At 64.3% G+C, this 22,084-nt stretch carries 23 protein-coding genes; 19 read left to right on the top strand and 4 right to left on the bottom strand.

Going from position 1 to position 22,084, the window contains the following annotated elements; all coding sequences use genetic code 11:
* Positions 1 to 20 precede the first annotated feature (20 nt).
* The 3 genes from mpl to SJI00_RS17355 are packed head-to-tail and all read left to right on the top strand — an operon-like array spanning position 21 to position 2,277.
* Positions 21 to 1,370, top strand: coding sequence for a UDP-N-acetylmuramate:L-alanyl-gamma-D-glutamyl-meso-diaminopimelate ligase (mpl, locus tag SJI00_RS17365; protein ID WP_322462933.1), 1,350 nt, complete (start codon positions 21 to 23; stop codon positions 1,368 to 1,370).
* Positions 1,367 to 1,996 (top strand): flavin prenyltransferase UbiX, encoded by a 630-nt coding sequence (ubiX, locus tag SJI00_RS17360; RefSeq protein WP_322462932.1) that lies wholly within the window; start codon positions 1,367 to 1,369, stop codon positions 1,994 to 1,996. Before mpl ends, ubiX begins: the two co-directional genes overlap by 4 nt.
* Complete coding sequence (locus SJI00_RS17355; RefSeq protein ID WP_322462931.1) at positions 1,993 to 2,277, top strand: YceK/YidQ family lipoprotein; 285 nt, start codon at positions 1,993 to 1,995, stop codon at positions 2,275 to 2,277. Before ubiX ends, SJI00_RS17355 begins: the two co-directional genes overlap by 4 nt.
* Positions 2,278 to 2,412: 135 nt before the next feature.
* On the opposite strand, the gene SJI00_RS17350 is transcribed toward SJI00_RS17355, so the two are convergent.
* On the bottom strand, positions 2,413 to 3,054 hold the full coding sequence (locus SJI00_RS17350) for an oxidoreductase (RefSeq protein ID WP_322462930.1): 642 nt from the start codon (positions 3,052 to 3,054) through the stop codon (positions 2,413 to 2,415).
* 144 nt (positions 3,055 to 3,198) lie between these two features.
* The gene (locus SJI00_RS17345) at positions 3,199 to 5,085 is read right to left on the bottom strand and encodes a C13 family peptidase (protein WP_322462929.1); all 1,887 of its coding nucleotides are present in this window, start codon (positions 5,083 to 5,085) and stop codon (positions 3,199 to 3,201) included.
* A 257-nt stretch (positions 5,086 to 5,342) separates the two neighbouring features.
* On the opposite strand from SJI00_RS17345, the gene SJI00_RS17340 reads away from it, so the two are divergent.
* The 3 genes from SJI00_RS17340 to SJI00_RS17330 are packed head-to-tail and all read left to right on the top strand — an operon-like array spanning position 5,343 to position 7,018.
* On the top strand, positions 5,343 to 5,705 hold the full coding sequence (locus SJI00_RS17340; protein ID WP_322462928.1) for a CidA/LrgA family protein: 363 nt from the start codon (positions 5,343 to 5,345) through the stop codon (positions 5,703 to 5,705).
* Entirely contained in the window at positions 5,702 to 6,418 is a 717-nt protein-coding gene (locus tag SJI00_RS17335; protein WP_322462927.1) for an LrgB family protein, read from the top strand. Before SJI00_RS17340 ends, SJI00_RS17335 begins: the two co-directional genes overlap by 4 nt.
* A 9-nt stretch (positions 6,419 to 6,427) precedes the next feature.
* Positions 6,428 to 7,018, top strand: a complete 591-nt coding sequence (locus SJI00_RS17330; RefSeq protein WP_322462926.1) for an LON peptidase substrate-binding domain-containing protein — start codon at positions 6,428 to 6,430, stop codon at positions 7,016 to 7,018.
* A gap of 18 nt (positions 7,019 to 7,036) precedes the next feature.
* Here the strand turns inward: SJI00_RS17330 and SJI00_RS17325 are convergent, their stop codons facing one another.
* Together SJI00_RS17325 and SJI00_RS17320 are read right to left on the bottom strand one after the other, a co-directional pair.
* Entirely contained in the window at positions 7,037 to 8,353 is a 1,317-nt protein-coding gene (locus SJI00_RS17325; protein WP_322462925.1) for a bifunctional DedA family/phosphatase PAP2 family protein, read from the bottom strand.
* A 4-nt stretch (positions 8,354 to 8,357) separates the two neighbouring features.
* Positions 8,358 to 9,080: a DNA-3-methyladenine glycosylase gene (locus tag SJI00_RS17320; protein ID WP_322462924.1), complete on the bottom strand. Its 723-nt coding sequence runs from the start codon at positions 9,078 to 9,080 to the stop codon at positions 8,358 to 8,360.
* 308 nt (positions 9,081 to 9,388) lie between these two features.
* Between SJI00_RS17320 and SJI00_RS17315 the strand changes: the two genes are divergently transcribed.
* The 13 genes from SJI00_RS17315 to SJI00_RS17255 all read left to right on the top strand — a co-directional run bounded on the left by SJI00_RS17315 (position 9,389) and on the right by SJI00_RS17255 (position 21,737).
* A complete protein-coding gene (locus SJI00_RS17315; RefSeq protein WP_322462923.1) occupies positions 9,389 to 10,660 on the top strand; it encodes a glutamate-5-semialdehyde dehydrogenase in 1,272 nt (423 codons plus the stop codon).
* Position 10,661: 1 nt separating this feature from the next.
* Complete coding sequence (nadD, locus tag SJI00_RS17310; RefSeq protein WP_322462922.1) at positions 10,662 to 11,321, top strand: nicotinate-nucleotide adenylyltransferase; 660 nt, start codon at positions 10,662 to 10,664, stop codon at positions 11,319 to 11,321.
* A gap of 43 nt (positions 11,322 to 11,364) precedes the next feature.
* Complete coding sequence (gene rsfS, locus SJI00_RS17305) at positions 11,365 to 11,787, top strand: ribosome silencing factor (RefSeq protein WP_322462921.1); 423 nt, start codon at positions 11,365 to 11,367, stop codon at positions 11,785 to 11,787.
* A gap of 9 nt (positions 11,788 to 11,796) precedes the next feature.
* Positions 11,797 to 12,264, top strand: coding sequence for a 23S rRNA (pseudouridine(1915)-N(3))-methyltransferase RlmH (gene rlmH, locus SJI00_RS17300; protein WP_322462920.1), 468 nt, complete (start codon positions 11,797 to 11,799; stop codon positions 12,262 to 12,264).
* Positions 12,265 to 12,280: 16 nt separating this feature from the next.
* Positions 12,281 to 14,173: a penicillin-binding protein 2 gene (gene mrdA / locus SJI00_RS17295; RefSeq protein ID WP_322462919.1), complete on the top strand. Its 1,893-nt coding sequence runs from the start codon at positions 12,281 to 12,283 to the stop codon at positions 14,171 to 14,173.
* Positions 14,174 to 14,211: 38 nt separating this feature from the next.
* On the top strand, positions 14,212 to 15,315 hold the full coding sequence (gene rodA / locus SJI00_RS17290) for a rod shape-determining protein RodA (RefSeq protein WP_312932814.1): 1,104 nt from the start codon (positions 14,212 to 14,214) through the stop codon (positions 15,313 to 15,315).
* A gap of 17 nt (positions 15,316 to 15,332) precedes the next feature.
* Positions 15,333 to 16,343, top strand: a complete 1,011-nt coding sequence (gene mltB, locus SJI00_RS17285) for a lytic murein transglycosylase B (RefSeq protein ID WP_322462918.1) — start codon at positions 15,333 to 15,335, stop codon at positions 16,341 to 16,343.
* On the top strand, positions 16,344 to 17,357 hold the full coding sequence (locus tag SJI00_RS17280) for a septal ring lytic transglycosylase RlpA family protein (protein ID WP_322462917.1): 1,014 nt from the start codon (positions 16,344 to 16,346) through the stop codon (positions 17,355 to 17,357).
* Between the two features lie 183 nt (positions 17,358 to 17,540).
* Positions 17,541 to 18,701, top strand: a complete 1,161-nt coding sequence (locus tag SJI00_RS17275) for a D-alanyl-D-alanine carboxypeptidase family protein (RefSeq protein WP_322462916.1) — start codon at positions 17,541 to 17,543, stop codon at positions 18,699 to 18,701.
* Between the two features lie 73 nt (positions 18,702 to 18,774).
* A complete protein-coding gene (locus tag SJI00_RS17270) occupies positions 18,775 to 19,050 on the top strand; it encodes a DUF493 domain-containing protein (protein WP_312932800.1) in 276 nt (91 codons plus the stop codon).
* On the top strand, positions 19,050 to 19,697 hold the full coding sequence (gene lipB / locus SJI00_RS17265; protein WP_322462915.1) for a lipoyl(octanoyl) transferase LipB: 648 nt from the start codon (positions 19,050 to 19,052) through the stop codon (positions 19,695 to 19,697). Before SJI00_RS17270 ends, lipB begins: the two co-directional genes overlap by 1 nt.
* Positions 19,698 to 19,699: 2 nt before the next feature.
* Positions 19,700 to 20,713, top strand: a complete 1,014-nt coding sequence (lipA, locus tag SJI00_RS17260; protein WP_322462914.1) for a lipoyl synthase — start codon at positions 19,700 to 19,702, stop codon at positions 20,711 to 20,713.
* Positions 20,714 to 20,798: 85 nt separating this feature from the next.
* Complete coding sequence (locus SJI00_RS17255; protein ID WP_322462913.1) at positions 20,799 to 21,737, top strand: S66 peptidase family protein; 939 nt, start codon at positions 20,799 to 20,801, stop codon at positions 21,735 to 21,737.
* Positions 21,738 to 22,084: the final 347 nt, after the last annotated feature.

Genomic DNA, 22,084 nt, shown 5'->3' with positions numbered 1-22,084 from the left:
GACGTTTTGCGAGGTCGATCATGCACATTCATATTCTCGGTATTTGCGGCACTTTCATGGGTTCTCTGGCGGTGCTCGCCAAGGCATTGGGGCATCGCGTCACCGGCTCCGATGCCAACGTCTACCCGCCCATGAGCACCCAGCTCCAGGCCCAAGGCATCGAACTCACCCAAGGCTACGACCCGGCGCAACTGCAACCCGCGCCTGACCTGGTGGTGATTGGCAACGCCATGTCGCGCGGTAATCCCGCGGTGGAATACGTGCTGAACAAGGGCCTGCCCTACGTGTCCGGGCCGCAGTGGCTGGCCGACCACGTGCTGCAGGGCCGCTGGGTGCTGGCCGTGGCCGGCACCCATGGCAAGACCACGACCAGTAGCATGCTGGCCTGGGTGCTGGAGCATGCCGGCATGAGCCCGGGCTTTCTCATCGGCGGCGTGCCGCAGAACTTCTCGGTGTCCGCGCGTCTTGGTGAGACGCCGTTCTTCGTGGTCGAGGCCGACGAATACGACAGCGCCTTCTTCGACAAGCGTTCCAAGTTCGTGCACTACCACCCGCGTACCGCGATCCTCAACAACCTTGAGTTCGATCACGCAGATATCTTCCCCGACCTGGAGGCGATCGAGCGTCAGTTCCATCACCTGGTGCGCACCATTCCCAGCGAGGGCCTGGTGATCCACCCGACCCGCGAACGTGCCCTGCAACGCGTTATCGGCATGGGTTGCTGGACCCCGGTGCAGACCACCGGCGACGGCGGCCAATGGCAGGCGCGTCTGCTCAGCGCCGACGGTTCGCACTTCGAGGTGCTGTTCGACGGTGAGGTGCAGGGCGTGGTGCAGTGGTCGCTGACCGGTCAGCACAACGTCGACAACGCCCTGGCCACCCTGGCCGCGGCCCGCCATGTCGGCGTGGCGCCGGCGCTGGGCATCGAGGGGCTGAGCGCCTTCAAGAATGTCAAACGGCGCATGGAAACCATCGCCCAGGTGCAGGGCGTCACGCTCTATGACGACTTCGCCCACCATCCCACGGCCATCGCCACCACCCTCGACGGCCTGCGCAAGCGCGTCGGTGAGGCACCGATCATTGCCATCATCGAACCGCGTTCCAACTCGATGAAGCTCGGTGCCCATCGCGACGGTCTGCCAGACAGTGTCAACCACGCCGATCAGGTGATCTGGTACGCACCGGCCAACCTTGGCTGGGACCTGGCCGGGACCGCCGCCCGGTGCACGGTGCCTTCGGTGGTTGCCGACAGCCTTGAAGCGATCATCGAGCGGGTCAAAGACCAGGCTCGCCCTGGCACCCACGTGGTGATCATGAGCAATGGCGGTTTTGGCGGTCTGCACCTGAAGCTCGCCGAGGCCCTGCAGTGAGCGGGCCGCAGCGTATTACCCTGGCCATGACCGGCGCTTCGGGCGCGCAGTACGGCTTGCGCCTGCTCGATTGCCTGGTGCGTGAAGACCGCGAGGTGCATTTCCTCATCTCCAAGGCGGCGCAGTTGGTCATGGCCACGGAAACCGACGTCGACCTGCCGGCCAAGCCGCAAGCCGCGCAGACCTTCCTCACCGAATACACCGGTGCCGCCGCCGGGCAGATTCGCGTGTATGGCAAGGAAGACTGGATGTCGCCGGTGGCCTCGGGCTCCGGCGCGCCGGCGGCCATGGTGGTGGTGCCGTGCTCGACCGGCACGCTGTCGGCCATCGCCACCGGTGCCTGCAACAACCTGATCGAGCGCGCCGCCGATGTGACCCTCAAGGAGCGCCGGCAGCTGATTCTGGTCCCGCGCGAGGCCCCGTTTTCCACGATTCACCTGGAGAACATGCTCAAGCTGTCGAACATGGGCGCGGTAATTCTGCCGGCAGCGCCGGGTTTCTATCACCAGCCGCAGACCATCGATGACCTGATCGACTTTGTCGTCGCCCGGATTCTCAACCTGCTGGACATCCCTCAAGACATGCTGCCGCGCTGGGGCGAGCATCACCTGGGTGGAGAGGCGTGAGAGCGCTGGTGCTGGCGGGGGCGTTGTCGCTGCTCGGCGGCTGCGCCACGGTCAGCACGCTCGATGCCAAGCAGCCAGGGGCGCCTGTGGTGTACGCAGGCACCCGGCTGAACCTCTATGCACTGGAGGGCGGCTGCTGCGCCGAGGATCGTTTCGGTACAGCCGCGCCCCGTTGGCCGGCACTCGACCTGCCGGGCAGTGCGCTACTCGACACGCTGTTGCTGCCGTTGTCGGTGCTGACTGCGCTCGGTGTCGGCTTCAATGCCACGGGTGGCTTGTAGCGCCGAGTGCCACACAGTGAGCCTTTGAGTGGAACGCGCCACTCAGCGCGTCAGCGACGCTCACGAAAACGGCGCCTCCCCACCACGGGGACGCGCCGTTTTTTGTTGGCTCACTGGCACTGGCTTGCCACGGCCTTATTTGCCCAGACGACGCAGCTCGTCCGATTCCACCACCCGCACACCGTCCTGCTCTTCCAGCGCCAGTCGCCACAGCGCACGGGCCAAGGTGCAGGCTTCGATGCCTTTGTATTTGCCTGGGATCAGTTTTGCCAGCGGCGCGGCCAGGCGTTCGCCCAGGCGTTGATTCAGGCGTTCGCCGAGCAGCAGGGAGGGGCGGGCGATGGTCAGCTGCGGCCAGTCCTGCTGTTGCAACGCCGCCTCCATCTCGCCTTTGACCCGGTTGTAGAACACCGAAGACTCGGCGTCGGCGCCAATCGCACTGATCACCAGCAGGTGCCGGGCGCCCAGTTCCCGCGCGCGCTGGCCGAAGGCCCTGACCAAGTCGAGGTCGACGGCACGAAAAGCCGCTTGCGAGCCTGCCTGCTTGATCGTGGTGCCCAGGCAGCAGAAGGCGATGTCGAAGTGGCCGGTCAGACTGGGCAGCAACGTTGCCAGTTCGCCGACCGGGTTGTTCAGGTGGGCGTGCTCGGCCAGCGCACGGCGAGTCGGCGCCAGGACCTGGGTGACGGTGGGCTCGCTGAGCAGGCGGTCGAGCAGGTGCTCGCCGGTCAGGCCGGTGGCACCGGCAAGCAACACGTGCTGAGGAGTCAAATACATGATGTTTCTCCGTTGATACAGTCAGCGTAGCGGGCGTGCGACAGGTTGCAGGATAGGCGGTGGGCGATTTGGCCAAGCGCTTCGCATCGCGCGCGGGCCCACGGCGCCCTCGCAAGGGTCTGGCGACCGCTCAGCCCTCAGCCCCTAGGGGTTGCTCTCGTTCAGCGCGTGTTCGGCCTGCTGGCGGCGCAACTGCTGCCAGTGCGCGATCACGCCCGGCGGCGCCCACAACTGCGGTTCAGAGGCCTCGAAGCCTTCCCGTCGTTCTCGTTCGGCAACGCTGGCGCGGGCCAGTTCAAACGCTTGTTTCAGGTCGTCGGTCTGGTTCAAAGCCTGGGCGAACAGGGCGTCGCCAAAGTAGGTGAAATCGGCTTCTTCCGAGCAACCAAAGGACACTCGGTCATGCCGTGCAGCCGTCATGATCAGGGTGCGTTCATCTTGCAGCGGGGCGATGTAGCCGCCCGAGTAGCAGGCCGAGACCACGATCACCTTGTCGCGGTGCTTGAGCGGTGCCAGCACGCTGGCCAGCTCGTCGGCGGCCAGATCGGCCAGTTGCAGCCGCGGTTGATCGAGCACCAGTTGATGGTCGGCGCTGCCATGGCTGGTCAGGTAGATGAACAACAGGTCATTGGCCGAGGTGCGTTCAGCGAGGGTTTGTGCGGCACGGCGGATGTTCTCGCGGGTCGCCATGGGCCGGGTGGCGAGGGTGTCACGGTGGTTCACCAAGGTGATCTGACCGTGAGCGCCAAAGCGCACCTTGAGCAGATGGCTGACGTAATCGGCTTCGCGCAGGAATATGCTTTGCTGGCCATCGCCGGCCACGATCAGGCTGTAGAGCTGGATCGGTGCCGTGGCCTGTGAAGTAGGAGAGGTTTTTCCCGACTGCACGTGGGTCGCTTGCACCGCAGGGCTTTGAGCCGCGCGGGCTTGCGTCGTTTGGCTGGGTGGCGCATCGGCCTGCACAGCCTTGGCCTGCGCTGCGCGGGTTCCAGCCGTCCGGGTGGGGGTGGGTTGCGCGCGCGCAGCATCGACCTGCAGCGCCCTGGCCTGCGGCACGGCGGCCAAGGCCTGTTCCAGCAGCGCGCCTTGGTTGAGCAGGGCCAGGTCCAGTGGATCGGGCAACAGATGGCCTTTCTCATCGCGCACGCGCACGCCGTTGACCCAGTCGCCGGCTTCGACACGGCCGTCGGCATGGGTCAGGCGGCCTTGGCCATGGTAGGTGTCGTTGTCGAACGTACCGCGATACTGGCTGCCGTCTGGCAGTTGCAGATGGCCCTGGCCGGCAAAACGCCAGTCGCGAAATTCACCTTTGTAGTGGCTGCCGTCGGCCCCGAGCAATTCGCCCTGACCGACCAGTGCACCGTCCTTGAAGGGGCCGATCCAGACGTCGCCATCGGCGTTTTCGTAACGGCCCCGGCCTTCCAGGCGGCTGTCCTTGAAATCACCGATGTACTGCTCGCCCTCGATGCTGTCGAAGGTGCCGCTGCCCTGCAGTTGACCATCGACGAAGGTGCCGCTGAACTGGTTGCCGCTGGCATCGCTACGCACCCCGGCGCCGTTGGGCTTGCCCTGGCTGAACAGGCCCTGGTAGCGGCTGCCGTCGGCCATCTGCAGCTCGCCGGCGCCCTGGTACTGGTCGTCCTTGAACTGGCCGCGGTACAGCTGATCGTGTTGCTTGAGCGTGCCCTCGCCGTCGCGCCGGCCTTGTTTGAAGGTGCCGCTGTAGTGGCTGTCGGGCGTGGTCAGTTCGCCCAGGCCGTCGAACAGGCCGCCGGCGAACTGGCCGCGATAGACCTCGCCGTGGCTGCCGTGCCATTCGCCATCGCCCTGCCATTGCCCTTTGTCGAAGCCGCCCTGGTAGAAGCTGCCATTGGGGTAGTCGATGCGCCCCTGGCCTTGCAGCAGCCCGTTGACCAGCTCGCCTCGGTAGCGGCCACCGTCGGGCAGGCGCGCATCTGGTGGCAACAGGGGCTCGCCCTCGCCGCAGGCAGCGAGCAGCAATGTCAACGCAAGGGGCAGCAGTGGGCGCATGACGGAGTCCGGGCTGGAAAATCCGCGAGTATGCCGCAGATCGTGCCCAGGCAGACAGCCATCGACCGTGGTCATGGCCGTACTTCAGACGAAGCACGCCTCCAGGCTATGGGGCGCAGCCGCTGCATGTCATGTTGCAGGTTGGCAGCCCTCGTGTTGTCTTCAATGCCGTTAAGTGGCAGCGTTCTACGGCCTTTGTCGTCTGATGTGGGTCGAAGCCGTGCTTATAATGGCCCGATTGCCCGGAGGAGGTGCCTATGCTGTTGCGTGGTTTGTCGTGGCTGGTGCTGTTCCAGCTGCTGGGAACGGCGATCAATCATCTGCTGTTGCCCATGTTGCCCGGCCCGATCATTGGCCTGTTGCTGCTGCTGGCCTGGCTGATGATACGCGGCGAGGTCGCCCAGCCGCTGAGTGACGCGTCGTCGAGCCTGCTGCGTTACCTGCCGTTGCTGCTGGTGCCGCCAGCGGTCGGGGTGATGGTCTATGCCAAGGACATCGCCGCCGATTTCTGGGCCATCGTGGGCGCGTTGGTGATTTCCTGCCTGGCCACGCTCGTGCTGGTGGGCGTGCTGATGCAGAAGCTCATCCATCGGCAAAACGCGCGCAAGGAGCAGCCATGACGCCGAATTTTCACGGCGCGCTGGAGGCGGTGGTGCACCACCCGCTGTTTGGCATCGGCGTCACCTTGGGCGCTTATCAACTGGCGGTGGCGGCCTACGAAAAAACCCGTTGGATCTTCTTGCAACCGGTGCTGGTGTCGATGCTGCTGGTGATCGGCGTCTTGCTGCTGTGCGGCATTCAGTATCGCGAGTACCGCACCAGCACCGAGATCCTCAACATCCTGCTCGGCCCCGCGACGGTGGCCCTGGCGATTCCGCTGTACCTGAACTTGCGGCGCATCCGCCAGCTGTTCTGGCCGACCTTTACTACGCTGGTCATCGGAGGGCTGTTCGCCACGATCGCCTGTGTGGCGCTGGGGTATGGGTTTGGCGCCGAACACATGATCCTGATGACCATGGCGCCGAAGTCGGTGACCTCGCCCATCGCCATGCTGGTGGCCGAGCAGATCGGCGGCGTGGCCGCCCTGGCGGCGGTGTTCGTGCTGATCACCGGCGTGCTCGGCGCGATCTTCGGGCCGGCGCTGCTCAGCCGGTTCGGTGTGACCAGTCCCGAGGCGCGGGGGATGTCGCTGGGGATCTCGGCCCACGCGGTGGGCACCTCGGTGGCGTTGCAGGAAAGTGATGAATGCGGCGCCTTTGCGGCGCTGGCAATGAGCTTGATGGGTGTGGCCACTGCGGTATTCCTGCCGTTGGCGGTCAGCCTGGTGACCTGAGGACACAAGATGACGTTACCGCTGTTTCCGCTCAACACCGTGCTGTTCCCAGGCTGCCTGCTGGACTTGCAGATTTTCGAGGCTCGCTACCTGGACATGATCGGCCGCTGCATGAAGCAGGGCGAAGGCTTTGGCGTGGTGTGCATCGTCGAGGGCGAGCAGGTCGGACAGGCGCCTGCCGGCGTGTCCACGGTCGGCTGCGAGGCGTTGATCCGCGACTTCGTGCAGCAGGACAACGGCCTGCTAGGCATCCGCGTAGAAGGGGGCCGGCGCTTCCAGCTGGGTGCCACCCAAGTGCTCAAGGACCAGTTGCTGGTCGGTGAGGTCGATTGGCTGACCGAGCAGGCCGACAACGCCTTGGCCGAACAGGACGACGACCTGCTGGCCCTGCTGCTGGCGCTGGGTGAACACCCGATGGTGAAGTCTCTGGACATGCCCCAGGCCGTCAACGGGCGGCAGTCGCTGGCCAATCAGCTGAGTTACCTGCTGCCGTTTCTGGAGCAGGACAAGCTCGCGCTGCTGGCCACCGATTCGCCCGAGCAACGCCTGGACACCATCCAGGCGTTGCTCGAACAACTGCAGGGCGAACTGTTCGCCTGAGCGGGCCAGCGCTCTGGTTCAATACGAGTAGCGCAATACGGCTGCCGGCAACGCGTACAGCGCGAAGAAACCGAGCAGTGCCAGGCACGCCGGCAACACCAGCCACCACACCCGCTGCGGCATCGCCGGTAACGGCTGGCGGTTCTGCACCAGGGTCAGGGTCAGGGCGCACACGGCGCAGGCGAGCAAGGTGCCGGCAAGGATGTCGGTTGGCCAATGCGCGCCGAGGTAGACGCGCGACAGGGCAATCGCCATGGCCGGCAGGCAGCCCAGAAACACCCAGGTCAGGCGCATCCGCGGCGGCTGGCCGCGCCCGGCCAGAATCGCCAGCACCAGGAAGAAGGCGAACGACGCCGAGCTGTGCCCGCTGGGCATGCTGTAGCTGGTCAGGGGCTCGCTGAGCACCTCCGGGCGGGCGCGGGCAAACAGCCATTTCAACGTGCCGTTGCCCACGGCCGTGCCGATCAGCGCGCAGCCGGCGAACACTGCGTGGCGCCATTGCCGAACCAGCAACAGCAGCCCGGTGATCAGCCCACCGAGGAAAAATTGCGTGCGGAAGTCGCCCAGGCGGGTGATCAGCACGACGGTGCCGTCCAGGGCTTGGCGGCGGTGTTCCTGGACCACGGTCATCACGCCCTGGTCGAAATCGTGCAACCAGGGCCAGCCGAGGAACAGCGCAATCAGCGCCAGCAGGCACAGCCCGCTGATCCAGCGGCTGCCGTGACGTCGGTCACGGATGCTGAGGTTCAGGCTGAGCACCACCAATGCTGCCAACGTACCCACGATGATGCCGGCCTGTGGCCAGAAATCTTCAGGTAATGGCAGGCGAATCGCAGCACCCGTGGCCCAGCCGGGCAGCAGGTAGGCCACTGACCAGCCGGCGGCCGCGACCATGCTGACGGCGATGAAGCGCAGCAGCGGCATGTCGAACATGCCCGCGACCATCGGCAGCATGGGCCGCAATGGCCCGATGAAACGACCGACCAGCAGGCTGGCGATGCCATAGCGCTGGAAGTAGGTTTCGGCGCTGCCGATCCATTCCGGGTGATGGCGTAAAAGCGGCAGGCGGCGGATGTTCTGGTGGAAGTGTTTACCGATTGCGTAGGAGATTGCGTCACCTAGCAGGCCGCCGGCAAACCCCAGCAACAAAGTTTCCCCGAGGGTGAAGGCGCCGCTGCCGGCCAGTACCGCCACACCGAACAGCAATACGGTGCCGGGCACGATGATGCCGGCGATGGCCAGGCACTCGATGCAGGCAATCAGGAAAATGGCGATGCCGAGCCATTGCGGGTTGGCGCTGAGCCAAGTGGTAAGGCTGTCGAGCCATTGGCCCATGATGTCAGCTTCCTTCTTTCGGGGTAGGCAGGTTCGCGGTGGCGCGTCGCACAATGGCAAAATCACGCCCTTCGACTTGCCCTCGGCGCAGTGGGTTCCGTGTGCAGACACGGGCAAATGCCGCGTCGACGAAGCGGTAGGGCAGGTGTTCGTCGCGGCCGTGGGGAATGCCCAGGCGGGTGGTCTGGATGATTTCATCGACCACCAGGGCGCAATCCTCCACATAGAAACGCTGTGGGTCGAAACGCTGGGCGTCCCACTGCGGCACCTTCAGGCCCAGGGCACGGCACAGCAGGGTCTGCCCGGCGCACAGGCGTTCGGGCGGACGTACGTTGCCGCTGGCATCGGGGTTGTTCAACTGCATGCGGGCCAGGCTGTTGGCATCGCTCACGGCGTCGGTCCACGGGTAGGCGGATTTGATCAGCACGGCATTGCCTGGGCCGTGGGCGCTGAAGTTGAGCGAGTCGCCGCCGCGGGCGTAGTACATGTAGATGTGCCCGCCATCGAGGAACAGTGCCTTGCGCTTTTCGGTAAAACCCAGCGAGGCATGGCTGCCCTTGTCGCTGAGGTAATAGGCCTCGGTTTCGATGATGCGCGCCGCCAGCCAGAGATCACCCTGCCGGTGGCGGATGACCTTGCCGAGCAAGTCCCGCGCCAGGGTCTGGGCGTCGCGATCGAAGAAGCTGTCCGGCAGGGCCAGGGAGGGAGGGGCGGCAGAGGTCGTCATGCGGGCAGGGCGTCCGAGCGAAAAGACCCGAATCATAGCAATGAATACGTCGCCCCGGCGCGGGGCATGTGCCGCTGAAACGGGCTGCTGTCACGCCGCAGCAAGGCGGTTGAGCGCCTTGGAATGCGGGCTGAAGGGGCCACGAAAGGCAATAAGCGGAACAGAAATCGGAACAATCCGATACCTGCCGTTACATCTTTATGACGTTGTGCGAGCGACATTTACTACCATCCGCCACCCACTGCTGGGCGGATACCGGCGCGCCAGCTATAATCAGCCGATTTCCCCTTCGCCAAGACACCGAACCCATGACTGAGTCCGTTCTTGACTACATGACCCGCTTGGGTCGCGCCGCCCGCGAGGCCTCCCGGGTCATCGGCCGTGCCAGCACCGCGCAGAAGAACCGCGCCCTGCTGGCCGCCGCTGCCGCGTTGGACGCTGCCCGCGCCGAGCTCACTGCCGCCAATGAACAGGACCTGGCCGCCGGTCGCGCCAATGGCCTGGAGCCGGCACTGCTCGATCGCCTGGCGCTGACCCCGGCACGCATCGACGGCATGATCACCGGCCTGCGCCAGGTTGCCGCGTTGCCGGATCCTGTGGGCGCGATCCGCGACATGAGTCATCGGCCCTCGGGCATCCAGATCGGCAAGATGCGCGTGCCGCTGGGGGTGATCGGCATCATCTACGAGTCCCGTCCGAACGTGACCATCGATGCTGCCAGCCTGTGCCTGAAGTCGGGTAACGCGACCATTCTGCGCGGCGGTTCCGAGGCCATTCATTCCAACCGCGCCATCGCCGTGTGCATCCAGCGCGGTCTGGCCGAAGCCGGCTTGCCGCCTGCGGTGGTGCAGGTGGTCGAAACCACTGACCGCCAAGCCGTCGGCGCGCTGATCACGATGCCCGAGTATGTCGATGTCATCGTGCCGCGTGGCGGCCGAGGCCTGATCGAACGCATCAGCCGCGACGCACGCGTGCCGGTCATCAAGCACCTTGATGGCATCTGCCACGTGTATGTGGCCGAGCACGCCGAGCTGGACAAGGCCCAGCGCATCGCCTTCAACGCCAAGACCTACCGCTACGGCATCTGCGGCGCCATGGAAACCCTGCTGGTCGACCAGCGTGTGGCCCAGGCCTTCCTGCCGAGCATGGCCGAGGCGTTCATCGACAAAGGCGTAGAACTGCGTGGGTGCGAGCGTACCCTCGCCCTCATCGATGCCCGTGCGGCCAGCGAAGACGACTGGCGCACCGAGTACCTGGCGCCGATTCTGTCGATTCGCATTGTCGACGGTCTTGATGAGGCCATCGAACATATCAACCATTACGGCTCGCACCACACCGATGCCATCGTGACCGAGCACCAGGGCCAGGCCCGCCGCTTCATGACCGAGGTCGATTCGGCGTCGGTGATGATCAACGCGCCCACCTGTTTCGCCGACGGCTTCGAGTACGGTCTGGGCGCCGAGATCGGGATTTCCACCGATAAGCTGCACGCCCGCGGCCCGGTCGGCCTCGAAGGCCTGACCTGCGAAAAATACGTGGTGATCGGCGACGGTCAACTGCGCGGCCAGGAGCCGAGCTGAGTTGACTCAAGCCCTCACAGCCCGGCGCATTGGCATTCTGGGTGGAACCTTCGACCCGGTACACATCGGCCATTTGCGCAGCGCGCTGGAAGTGGCCGAGCTGATGCAGCTGGACGAACTGCGCCTGCTGCCCAATGCCCGCCCGCCGCACCGTGACACGCCTCAGGTCACGCCGCAAAGCCGGCTGGCCATGGTACGCAGCGCGGTCGCGAATGCGCCGCAACTGAGCGTCGATGCCCGCGAGCTGACCCGAGACAAACCGTCGTACACCATCGATACCCTCGAATCGCTGCGCGCTGAGCTGGCGCCCGAAGATCAGTTGTTCCTGGTGCTGGGCTGGGACGCTTTCTGCGGCCTGCCCGGCTGGCATCGTTGGGAAGAGCTGCTGCAACACTGTCACATTCTGGTGCTGCAACGCCCGGATGCCGACGTAGAACCTCCTTTTGAGCTGCGCAACCTGTTGGCTGCGCGCTCGCAGAGCGATCCCACCGCCATGTCCGGCCCGGCGGGGCACATTTCGTTCGTCTGGCAGACGCCGCTCGCGGTGTCCGCCACGCAGATCCGACAGCTGCTGGCCAGCGGCAAGTCGGTGCGGTTCCTGGTGCCGGACGCAGTACTGGCCTACATAGAGGCGCACGACCTGTACCGTGCGTCTAACTGAAGGTGCCATGAGCACCTCACTCAACACGTTGAACGAGTTTGATATGACCAAGCAGAAAATCCACGGCGAAGAACTGGTCGCGCTGACCATGGCCGCGCTGGAAGACGTCAAGGCCCAAGACATCCAGGTGATCGACGTCCGTGACAAACACAGCCTCACCGACTACATGATCATCGCCACCGGTACCTCCAACCGGCAGATCAATGCGATGCTGGAAAAGGTCCGTGAAGTGGTCAAGGCCAAGGGCGGCCAGCCGCTGGGCGAAGAAGGCAAGGGCGACAGCGACTGGGTCCTGCTCGACCTCAACGACGTCATCGTGCACATGATGACCGCCGCTGCCCGTCAGTTCTACGACCTGGAGCGTCTGTGGGTCGGCGCCGAGCAGAGCCGTGCTGCCGATGGCAAGCACCACAGCCCTGAGAACACCACGCACGATTACTTCGAAAAGCTCAAGGACCGGGAATAGGTCAGCGCTGTGCGTCTGCGCCTGATCGCGGTCGGTTCGCGCATGCCCAAGTGGGTCGAGGAAGGCTGGCACGAATACGCCAAGCGCCTGCCCACCGAGATGGCGCTCGAACTGGTGGAAATTCCGCTGAACACCCGCGGCAAGAATGCCGACGTCACCCGCCTGATTCGTCAGGAGGGCGAGGCCATGCTGAGCAAGGTGCAACCGGGTGAGCGCATCGTCACGCTTGAGGTGCACGGCAAGCCGTGGAGCACCGAGCAGTTGGCCGGTGAACTGGACCGCTGGCGCCTCGATGCGCGTACCGTCAACCTGATGGTGGGTGGGCCGGAAGGCCTGGCGCCGCAGGTCTGCGCGCGCGCCGAGCAGCGCTGGTCGTTGTCACCGCTGACCCTGCCGCACCCGTTGGTAAGGATACTGATCGGCGAACAGATCTACCGCGCCTGGACCGTCCTGTCCGGGCATCCCTACCATAAATAGCCTGTAAGCCTGACCGATGTCGCAGCCGATCCGCCTCAAGGACCACGAGAAAGACGCCCGTCTGGTGCGCAACCGCGTCGTGGTCGGCGCGGTGGCGATCATGCTGCTCATCTGCGTGCTGATCGTGCGGCTGTACTACTTGCAGGTCATTCAGTACGACTATCACTCCACGCTGTCGGAGAACAATCGGGTGCACGTGCAGCCGATTCCGCCTACCCGCGGGCTGATCTACGACCGCAACGGGGTGATCGTCGCAGACAACCGGCCCAGCTTCAGCCTGAGCATGACCCGCGAGCGGGCCGGCGGCGATTGGCAGCAGGTACTCGACAGCATCGTCGAGGTGCTGCAGCTCACCGAAGACGACCGCGTGCTGTTCGAAAAACGCATGCGCCAGGGCCGGCGGCCGTTCGAGCCGGTGCCGATTCTCTTCGAACTCACCGAAGAGCAGATCGCCCGCGTGGCGGTGAACCAGTTCCGCCTGCCCGGGGTGGAAGTGGTCGCGCAACTGGTGCGCCATTACCCGCAGGGCGCGCACTTTGCGCACTCGGTGGGGTATGTGGGACGTATCAACGAGAAGGAGCTCAAGACCCTCGATCCGGTGAACTACAGCGGCACTCACCACATTGGCAAAACCGGCATCGAACGCTTCTACGAAAGTGCCCTGCATGGCCAGGTCGGCTACGAAGAAGTCGAGACCAACGCCCGTGGTCGCGTGCTGCGCGTGCTCAAGCGCACTGACCCGAAACCGGGCAAGGACATCGTGCTGAGCCTGGACATCAAGCTGCAGGAAGCCGCGGAACTGGCCCTGGGCGGCCGGCGTGGTGCGATTGTCGCGCTGGACCCGCGCTCTGGCGAAGTGCTGGCGATGGTCAGCCAACCGAGCTTCGACCCCAACCTGTTCGTGACCGGCATCAGCTTCAAGGCCTATGCCGAGCTGCGCGATTCGATCGACCGGCCGCTGTTCAACCGTGTGTTGCGCGGCCTGTACCCACCAGGCTCGACCATCAAGCCGGCCGTGGCCATTGCCGGCCTCGACAGTGGCGTGGTCAACGCCGGCAGTCGCGTCTTCGATCCGGGCTACTACCAACTGCCCAACTACGACCACAAGTACCGCAACTGGAACCGCAGCGGCGACGGCTGGGTGGACCTGGACGCGGCGATCATGCGTTCCAACGACACTTACTTCTACGACCTGGCGCACAAGATGGGCATCGACCGGCTGTCCACCTACATGGGCAAGTTCGGCATTGGCCAACGGGTCTCGCTGGACATGTTCGAAGAGTCTGCCGGGCTCATGCCGTCGCGCGAATGGAAGCGGGCCACGCGCCGTCAGGCCTGGTTCCCTGGCGAGACGCTGATCCTCGGCATCGGCCAGGGCTACATGCAGGCCACGCCGTTGCAGTTGGCCCAGGCCACTGCGTTGATCGCCAACAAAGGGGTGTGGAATCGCCCGCACCTGGCCAAGACCATCGAGGGCGAGCCGCCGGTGGACGACAACCCGATCGAGAACATCGTCCTGCGCGACAAGTCCGACTGGGCCAAGGTTACCCACGGTATGGAGCAGGTGATGCAGAACGCCCGCGGCACCGCGCGCAAGGCCGCCGCCGGCGCCCAGTACCGCATTGCCGGCAAGAGCGGCACCGCGCAGGTGGTGGCGATTCGTCAGGGCGAGAAGTACGACCGCAACAAGCTTCAGGAGCGTCACCGCGACCACGCACTGTTCGTGGCCTTCGCCCCGGCCGAAAAGCCCGAGATCGTCATTTCGGTGATGGTCGAGAACGGCGAGTCGGGCTCCGGCGTGGCCGCGCCCGTGGTGCGCCAGATCATGGACGCTTGGCTGCTCGATGAAAACGGCCGGCTCAAGACCGCCCCCGTGCCTGCTACCGACGCCGAGGAAACGGCCCCGTGATGAACAATTTCGACCGCATGCTCTCCAGCGAAGACGTCATGCGTCGGCGCGCGAGCTTTCTGCAGCGCATCCACATCGATGGCCCGCTGTTGCTGATTCTCCTGACCCTGGCCGCCGGCAGCCTGTTCGTGCTGTATTCGGCCAGTGGCAAGAACTGGGACCTGCTGCTCAAGCAGGCCACCTCGTTCGGCATCGGCCTGGTGTCGATGTTCGTCATCGCCCAGCTCGAACCACGTTTCATGGCGCGCTGGGTGCCGCTGGCGTACATCGTCGGGGTGCTGCTGCTGGTGGTGGTGGATGTCATGGGCCACAACGCCATGGGCGCCACGCGCTGGATCAACATCCCGGGGGTGATCCGCTTCCAGCCCTCGGAATTCATGAAGATCATCATGCCGGCGACCATCGCCTGGTACCTGGCCAAGCGCACCTTGCCACCGCACCTCAAGCACGTGCTGATCAGCCTGGTGCTGATCGGTGTGCCGTTCATCCTGATCGTGCGCCAGCCTGACCTTGGCACCGCGCTGCTGATTCTGGCGTCCGGTGCTTTCGTGCTGTTCATGGGCGGGTTGCGCTGGCGCTGGATCGTCAGTGTGATCGCCGCCGCCGTGCCGGTGGCCGTGGCGATGTGGTTCTTCGTCATGCACGACTACCAGAAACAGCGTGTGCTGACCTTCCTCGACCCAGAGAGCGATCCGCTGGGCACTGGCTGGAACATCATCCAGTCCAAGGCTGCGATCGGCTCGGGCGGGGTGTTCGGCAAGGGCTGGCTGCTGGGGACCCAGTCGCACCTGGACTTCCTCCCGGAAAGCCACACCGACTTCATCATCGCCGTACTTGGCGAGGAATTCGGCCTGGTGGGTATCTGCCTGCTGTTGATCATCTACCTGCTGCTGATCGGCCGCGGCCTGGTGATCACCGCGCAGGCGCAGACCCTCTACGGCAAGCTGCTGGCCGGCAGCCTGACCATGACGTTCTTCGTGTACGTGTTCGTCAATATCGGTATGGTGAGCGGCCTTCTGCCGGTAGTGGGGGTGCCGTTGCCCTTCATCAGCTATGGCGGAACTTCATTGGTGACGCTGCTGTCAGCGTTTGGCGTTTTGATGTCGATCCACACGCACCGCAAGTGGATCGCACAGGTTTGAATAAGGTGAAGAATTACATGCAAGTCGTGCGTGGCTGGGTGGCTCGTCAGATGCCGTGGATCGGTGCATTGGGATTGCTGGGCGCAGCTGCGCACGCCAGTGCCGGCGATTATGACGGCTCACCGCAGGTGGATGCCTTCGTCGCCGAGATGACCCGCGACTATGGGTTCGCCCCCGAGCAACTGCACGCGGTGTTCGCCGAGGTCGAGCGCAAGCAGTCGATCCTCGATGCCATTTCCCGGCCAGCCGAACGGGTCAAGCCATGGAAGGACTACCGCCCGATGTTCCTCACCGATGCGCGCATCGCACGCGGCGTGGACTTCTGGCGCCAACACGAAGCGACCCTGGCCCAGGCCGAGCTGACCTTCGGTGTGCCGGCCCAGGTGATCGTGGCGATCATCGGCGTGGAAACCTTCTTTGGCCGCAACACCGGCAACTACCGGGTCATCGATGCGCTGTCCACATTGGGCTTCGACTACCCACCGCGGGCCGACTTCTTCCGCAAGGAGCTGCGCGAGTACCTGCTGCTGGCCCGCGATCAACAAGTCGATCCCCTGACCCTCAAGGGCTCCTACGCCGGGGCCATGGGCCTGCCGCAGTTCATGCCCAGCAGCTTCCGCGCCTACGCGGTGGACTTCGACGGCGACGGCCACATCAATATCTGGAACAACGCCGACGATGCCATTGGCAGTGTCGGCAGCTACTTCCAGCATCATGGTTGGGTCGAAGGCGAGGCGGTGGTGAGCCGCGCCCAAGTGAGCAGCGCGCGTGCCGACCAGGGGCTGACCCAAGGCATCGAGCCGGCCAGCACGGTCGGTCAGTTGCGTGCGCTGGGATGGTCGAGTCATGATGCGCTGCCCGACGATCTGCCGGTCACGGCGTTCCGTCTTGAGGGCGATCAGGGCCCCGAATACTGGATGGGCCTGAAGAATTTCTATGCGATCACTCGCTATAACCGCAGCGTGATGTATGCCATGGCGGTGCATCAGCTTTCCGAGCAGCTGGTCAAGGCACGAGGCGTCAAGTAAATGCGCGAACTCTTCACAGCGAATACCTTGAAAGTGCTGGGCTGCCTGACGGCGGCGCTGGTGTTGGCGAGCTGTTCATCGAGCCGTCCCGCGACCTCCGGCAAACCGCAGAAAGGCGGTGCCATCGTGCGTGCCCAGCCAGGTCTGGACATCAACCGTGCGCACAAGGACGGCGCGCCGTGGTGGGACGTCGACGTCAACAAGATCCCCGACGCCACGCCGACCCTGCACACCGGTGCCTACAAGGCCAACCCCTACACGGTGCTGGGCAAGACCTACTACCCGGTCCAGCAATTCGCCAACTACCGCGCCGAGGGTACGGCCTCCTGGTACGGCACCAAGTTCCACGGCCAGAACACTGCCAATGGCGAGGTCTATGACCTGTACGGCATGAGCGCGGCGCACAAGACCCTGCCGCTGCCGGCCTACGTGCGCGTGACCAACCTCGACAACCAGCGCTCGGTGATCTTGCGGGTCAACGACCGTGGCCCGTTCTATTCCGATCGCATCATCGATCTGTCCTACGCCGCCGCGAAGAAGCTTGGCTATGCCGAGACCGGCACTGCGCGCGTGCGTGTCGAAGGCATCGACCCACAGCAGTGGTGGGCGCAGCGTGGTCGTGCAGCGCCCCTGGTGCTGAAGGAGCCGCAAGTCGCCCAGACCCAACCGCTGCCGGCCAGCACAGGCACCGTCGAGCAATGGACACCGCCGCCGCAGCAGCATGCCGCGGCCGTGGTTCCGGTCCAGGTGGCGAGCAACCACACGCCGGCCAACAGTGGCGCGATGTTCCTTCAGGTAGGCGCCTTCGCCAACCCGGATGCGGCAGAGCTGCTGCGCTCCAAACTCAGCACCATGGTCAGCGCGCCGGTGTTCATCAGCTCCATCGTACGTAACCAGCAGACCTTGCACCGCGTTCGCCTCGGCCCGATCAACAGCCAGGGGGACGTCCAGCAGATGCAGGACAGCGTGCGCCTGGCCAACCTCGGCCAGGCCAAGCTGGTCACGGCAGACTGAGTGAATCTGTCGGTTTTGTCATGAACCCACGGGCACGGCCATGTACAATGGCCGTTTTTGCCCGCCAGCCCCTGGCGCTGAACCCGGGCGCTGAACATTGATGCGGGGGCGTGGTCAGGTGAGCGGGCCCATGTACCGCCCCGGCACACGAACATCAGACCTTTAGCGATTTACGAGAGACGGATGAACATCACCAAACTAGCCCAACGCCTATGCCTGCCCGTGCTGCTGATGATCATGCCTGCTGCCTTTGCGGCAGAGCAGATGATGCCAGCGCCTCCACAACTGGCCGCCAAGTCCTATGTGCTGATGGATGCCGCGAGCGGCAACGTGCTGGTCGAGAACAACGGTGACGAACGTCTGCCGCCTGCCAGCCTGACCAAGCTGATGACCGCCTACATCGCCACCCTCGACATCCGTCGTGGGCAGATCGGCGAGAACGATCCGGTTACCGTCAGCGAAAACGCCTGGCGCACCGGCGGCTCGCGCATGTTCATCAAGGTGGGCAGCCAGGTCACCGTCAGCGATCTGCTGCACGGCATCATCATTCAGTCCGGCAACGATGCCTCGGTCGCGCTGTCCGAGCATATCGCCGGCAGCGAAGACGCCTTCGCCGACATGATGAACAAGACTGCCGCCGACCTGGGCATGAGCAACAGCCACTTCATGAACCCTACCGGTCTGCCGAACCCCGAGCATTACTCTTCGGCCCATGACATGGCCGTACTGGCGCGCGCGATCATCAACGAAGATCCGGCCCACTACGCCATCTACTCGCAGAAAGAGTTCTTCTGGAACAACATCAAGCAGCCCAACCGCAACCTGCTGCTGTGGCGCGACAAGACCGTCGACGGTCTGAAAACCGGCCACACCGAAGAGGCGGGCTACTGCATGGTGTCGTCGGCGGTACGCGACGGCCAGCGCCTGATCGCCGTCGTCTTCGGTACCAACAGCGAGCAGTCGCGTGCTGCCGAAACCCAGAAGCTGCTGACCTACGGTTTCCGCTTCTTCGAAACCCAGACTTTCTACCAGAAGGGCACCGAGCTGGCTCAGGCCCCGGTCTGGAAGGGCGCCACCTCGCAAGTCAAGGCAGGCCTGGCCAACGACCTGACCATGACCATGCCTAAAGGCCAGCTCAAGCGTCTGCAGGCTTCGATGACCCTCAATCCACAGCTCACCGCTCCGATTGCCCAAGGCGACGTGATCGGTAAAGTGGAAGTGAAACTGGATGACAAGGTCGTGCACAGCGCTGACCTGATCGCGCTGGACGCGGTCGAGGAAGGTGGTTTCATTCGTCGTATGTGGGATAGCATTCGGCTATTCTTCTATGGCTTGTTCAACTGATACGTGACCCCGGCAAGCCCCCGCCAGCCGCGGGGGCTCTGTTGTTGCCACGGCTTACGAGGCCGTTTCCGCCATGAGCGAACCAGACGTCAAGTCGCACAAGATCGAATTTCCCTGCGCCGATTACCCAATCAAGGTCATTGGCGACACCGTGGTCAACTTCCGCGACACGGTGATCGAAATCCTCAAGAAGTATGCTGAAGTCGACCTGTCGACCCTGGCTGAACGCCAGAGCAAGGAAGGCAAGTACACCACCGTGCAACTGCACATCGTGGCGACCAGCGAAGACCAGTTGCACGACATCAACAGCGCCCTGCGCGCGACCGGCATCGTGAAAATGGTGCTGTGATGCCCGCCTGCCTTGGCTTTCGCGACCTTGGCCTGCAACCGTACGAACCGGTGCTCGAGGCCATGCGTCGCTTCACCGGGCAGCGTAATGCCGATACACCCGATGAAGTCTGGCTGGTCGAGCACCGGCCGGTGTTTACCCAAGGCCAGGCCGGCAAGCCCGAGCACCTGATGCTCACCGGCGACATTCCGGTGGTGCAGACCGAGCGCGGGGGCCAGGTCACTTACCACGGCCCAGGCCAGTTGGTGGCGTACCTGCTGCTGGATGTGCGTCGCCTGGGGATCGGTGTGCGCGAACTGGTCAGCCGTATCGAAGCCAGCCTGGTGGCGTTGTTGGCCAGTTATCAGGTACAGGCTGCAGCCAAGCCCGATGCGCCCGGTGTCTATGTCGATGGCGCAAAAATCGCCTCCCTGGGCCTGCGCATCCGTAATGGCTGCGCTTTCCATGGGCTGGCGTTGAACGTCGACATGGACCTGGCGCCGTTTCGCCGAATCAACCCCTGCGGGTATGCGGGGCTGGCCATGACCCAGCTGCGCGACCACACAGGCCCGATCGAACTCGACGAGGTCAGGACGAGGCTGCGCGAACAGCTGGTCAAGCACCTCGACTACGCAGAGCAGACGACCCTCACGGGCGGAATCGACTGAATATGACAACTGTGCAAGAAGCCGTGCCGAACCTCATCGCCACCGACGCGCCGTCACGTCCGGCCCCGAAAAAGGTCGAAGCCGGCGTCAAGCTGCGCGGTGCCGACAAGGTTGCGCGCATCCCGGTGAAGATCATTCCCACCACCGAGCTGCCGAAAAAGCCCGACTGGATTCGCGTGCGCATTCCGGTATCGCCCGAGGTCGATCGCATCAAGCAGTTGCTGCGCAAGCACAAACTGCACAGCGTCTGCGAAGAAGCTTCCTGCCCGAACCTGGGCGAGTGCTTCTCCGGTGGCACCGCGACCTTCATGATCATGGGCGACATCTGCACCCGTCGTTGCCCATTCTGTGACGTTGGCCACGGCCGCCCACGCGCGCTGGACGTCGACGAGCCGAAAAACCTCGCCGTGGCCATCGCTGACCTGCGTTTGAAGTACGTGGTGATCACCTCGGTCGACCGTGACGACCTGCGTGACGGCGGTGCCCAGCACTTCGCCGACTGCATCCGTGAAATCCGCGCGCTGTCGCCGGGCGTACAGCTCGAAACGCTGGTGCCCGACTACCGTGGGCGCATGGACGTGGCGCTGGAAATCACCGCCAACGAACCGCCGGATGTGTTCAACCACAACCTCGAGACCGTGCCGCGCCTGTACAAGGCCGCGCGCCCGGGGTCGGACTACGACTGGTCGCTCGACCTGTTGCAGAAATTCAAGCACATGGTGCCGCACGTGCCGACCAAGTCCGGTCTGATGCTCGGCCTGGGCGAGACCGACGAAGAAGTCATCGAAGTGATGCAGCGCATGCGTGAGCACGAGATCGACATGCTCACCCTCGGCCAGTACCTGCAGCCGTCGCGCAACCACTTGCCGGTGCAGCGCTTCGTGCATCCGGACACCTTCGCCTGGTTCGCCGAAGAAGGTTACAAGATGGGCTTCAAGAACGTGGCTTCCGGGCCGCTGGTGCGCTCGTCGTACCATGCGGATCAACAGGCTCATGAGGCCAAGATCAAGCTCTGATAGCGTCTTGTGCTGACAGTGCCGATGTGTGCCGCAAGGCACCATCGGCATTTTTCGTTCAGGGCCTCTGCCTTCAGGAGTGGATATGAAGTGTGTCGACGCGGTTGTCGCTCGTCTGCCCAAGGCGCTGAGCGCGGGTGCCTGTTTTGCTGTGGTGGCGCCGGCAGGGCCGGCGCGTCTGGATGTGGAAAAGGCGCGCGAATGGTTTGTTCGGCGGGGTTATACCTGTCGGTTTTATCCGAGCGTGCAACAGGCTGACGGTTACCTGGCGGGCAGCGATGCGCAGCGCGTGCAAGACCTGCACGATGCCTTTGCCGACCCGGGCATCGACGCCATTTTGAGCATGCGTGGCGGTTACGGCAGCATGCGTATGCTCGACCAACTCGATTTCGACCTGATTCGCGGCCATCCCAAACCGTTGATTGGCTACAGCGATATCACTGCCCTGCACACCACCCTGCAGCGGCACACGGGCCTGATCACATTCCATGGCGCCATGCTCAATGCAGATCTGTTGGGCGGCAAGGCGCAACCGACCGAATCGTCCTTGCTCGCGCAGTTGTCGGGGCAGGTGGGCGCAGGCGCAGAGATCGCGCATCCGAGCCAATGGCCGTTGACTACGGTAACGGCGGGCGTGGGCAGCGGAGTGCTGCGCGGTGGCAACCTGTCGATGCTCGGCGCGACGATGAGCACGCTGGGGGAGGTCGATCTGACCGGCAGCATTCTGTTCATCGAGGATGTCAACGAGCCGTTGTACCGGGTGGACCGGCTGCTGACGCAGCTGCGCCTGGCGGGCAAGCTGGACGGTGTGAAGGGGGTGTTGGTAGGGGATTTCGCCGGTATCAGCGTGGCGGCCATGACCCCGCTGTTACGCGCAATCTTCGGTCCGTTGAACATTCCGGTGCTGGCCGGCTGGCGTAGCGGGCACTGCGATCCGAACCTGTGTCTGCCGTTGGGCGCGCAGGTGCAGCTGGACAGCACGGCGAAGCGGCTGGTGTTGGAGCAGGGGTTGTTCGCAGCCTGATGCTGGCCCGTGAAGGCGCGGGTTAGCCCATGCGCCCGCTGCGCCGTCCAGCGCGACTGACAACGCCTCCACAGAACGGCATCCGGCTTGCTGAACCCTAAAGAATCCGTGGCGCGTCCAGGGCGCAGACCTGGTCTCTTAGGCAGCCGCTGATACGCTGTCTGAAAGCCCGCACACGGACCCCGTACGAGCTCGCTCGCGAACAGGCGTGCTGCCACCGCGATCAGTCGGGCGGGCTGCGTCAACGTTAACGGCCTTCGCGAGCGAGCTCGCTTCTACGGATTGGGCTTGAGCTCCGGTCATTTTCAGGCGACTGGAGCGGAGCTTGGGTGAATCGCGAAGGGCGG

The sequence above is a fragment of the Pseudomonas gebzensis genome (genome assembly GCF_034427815.1).
Lineage (GTDB): Bacteria > Pseudomonadota > Gammaproteobacteria > Pseudomonadales > Pseudomonadaceae > Aquipseudomonas.
This window is presented reverse-complemented; position numbering and strand designations above follow the sequence as displayed.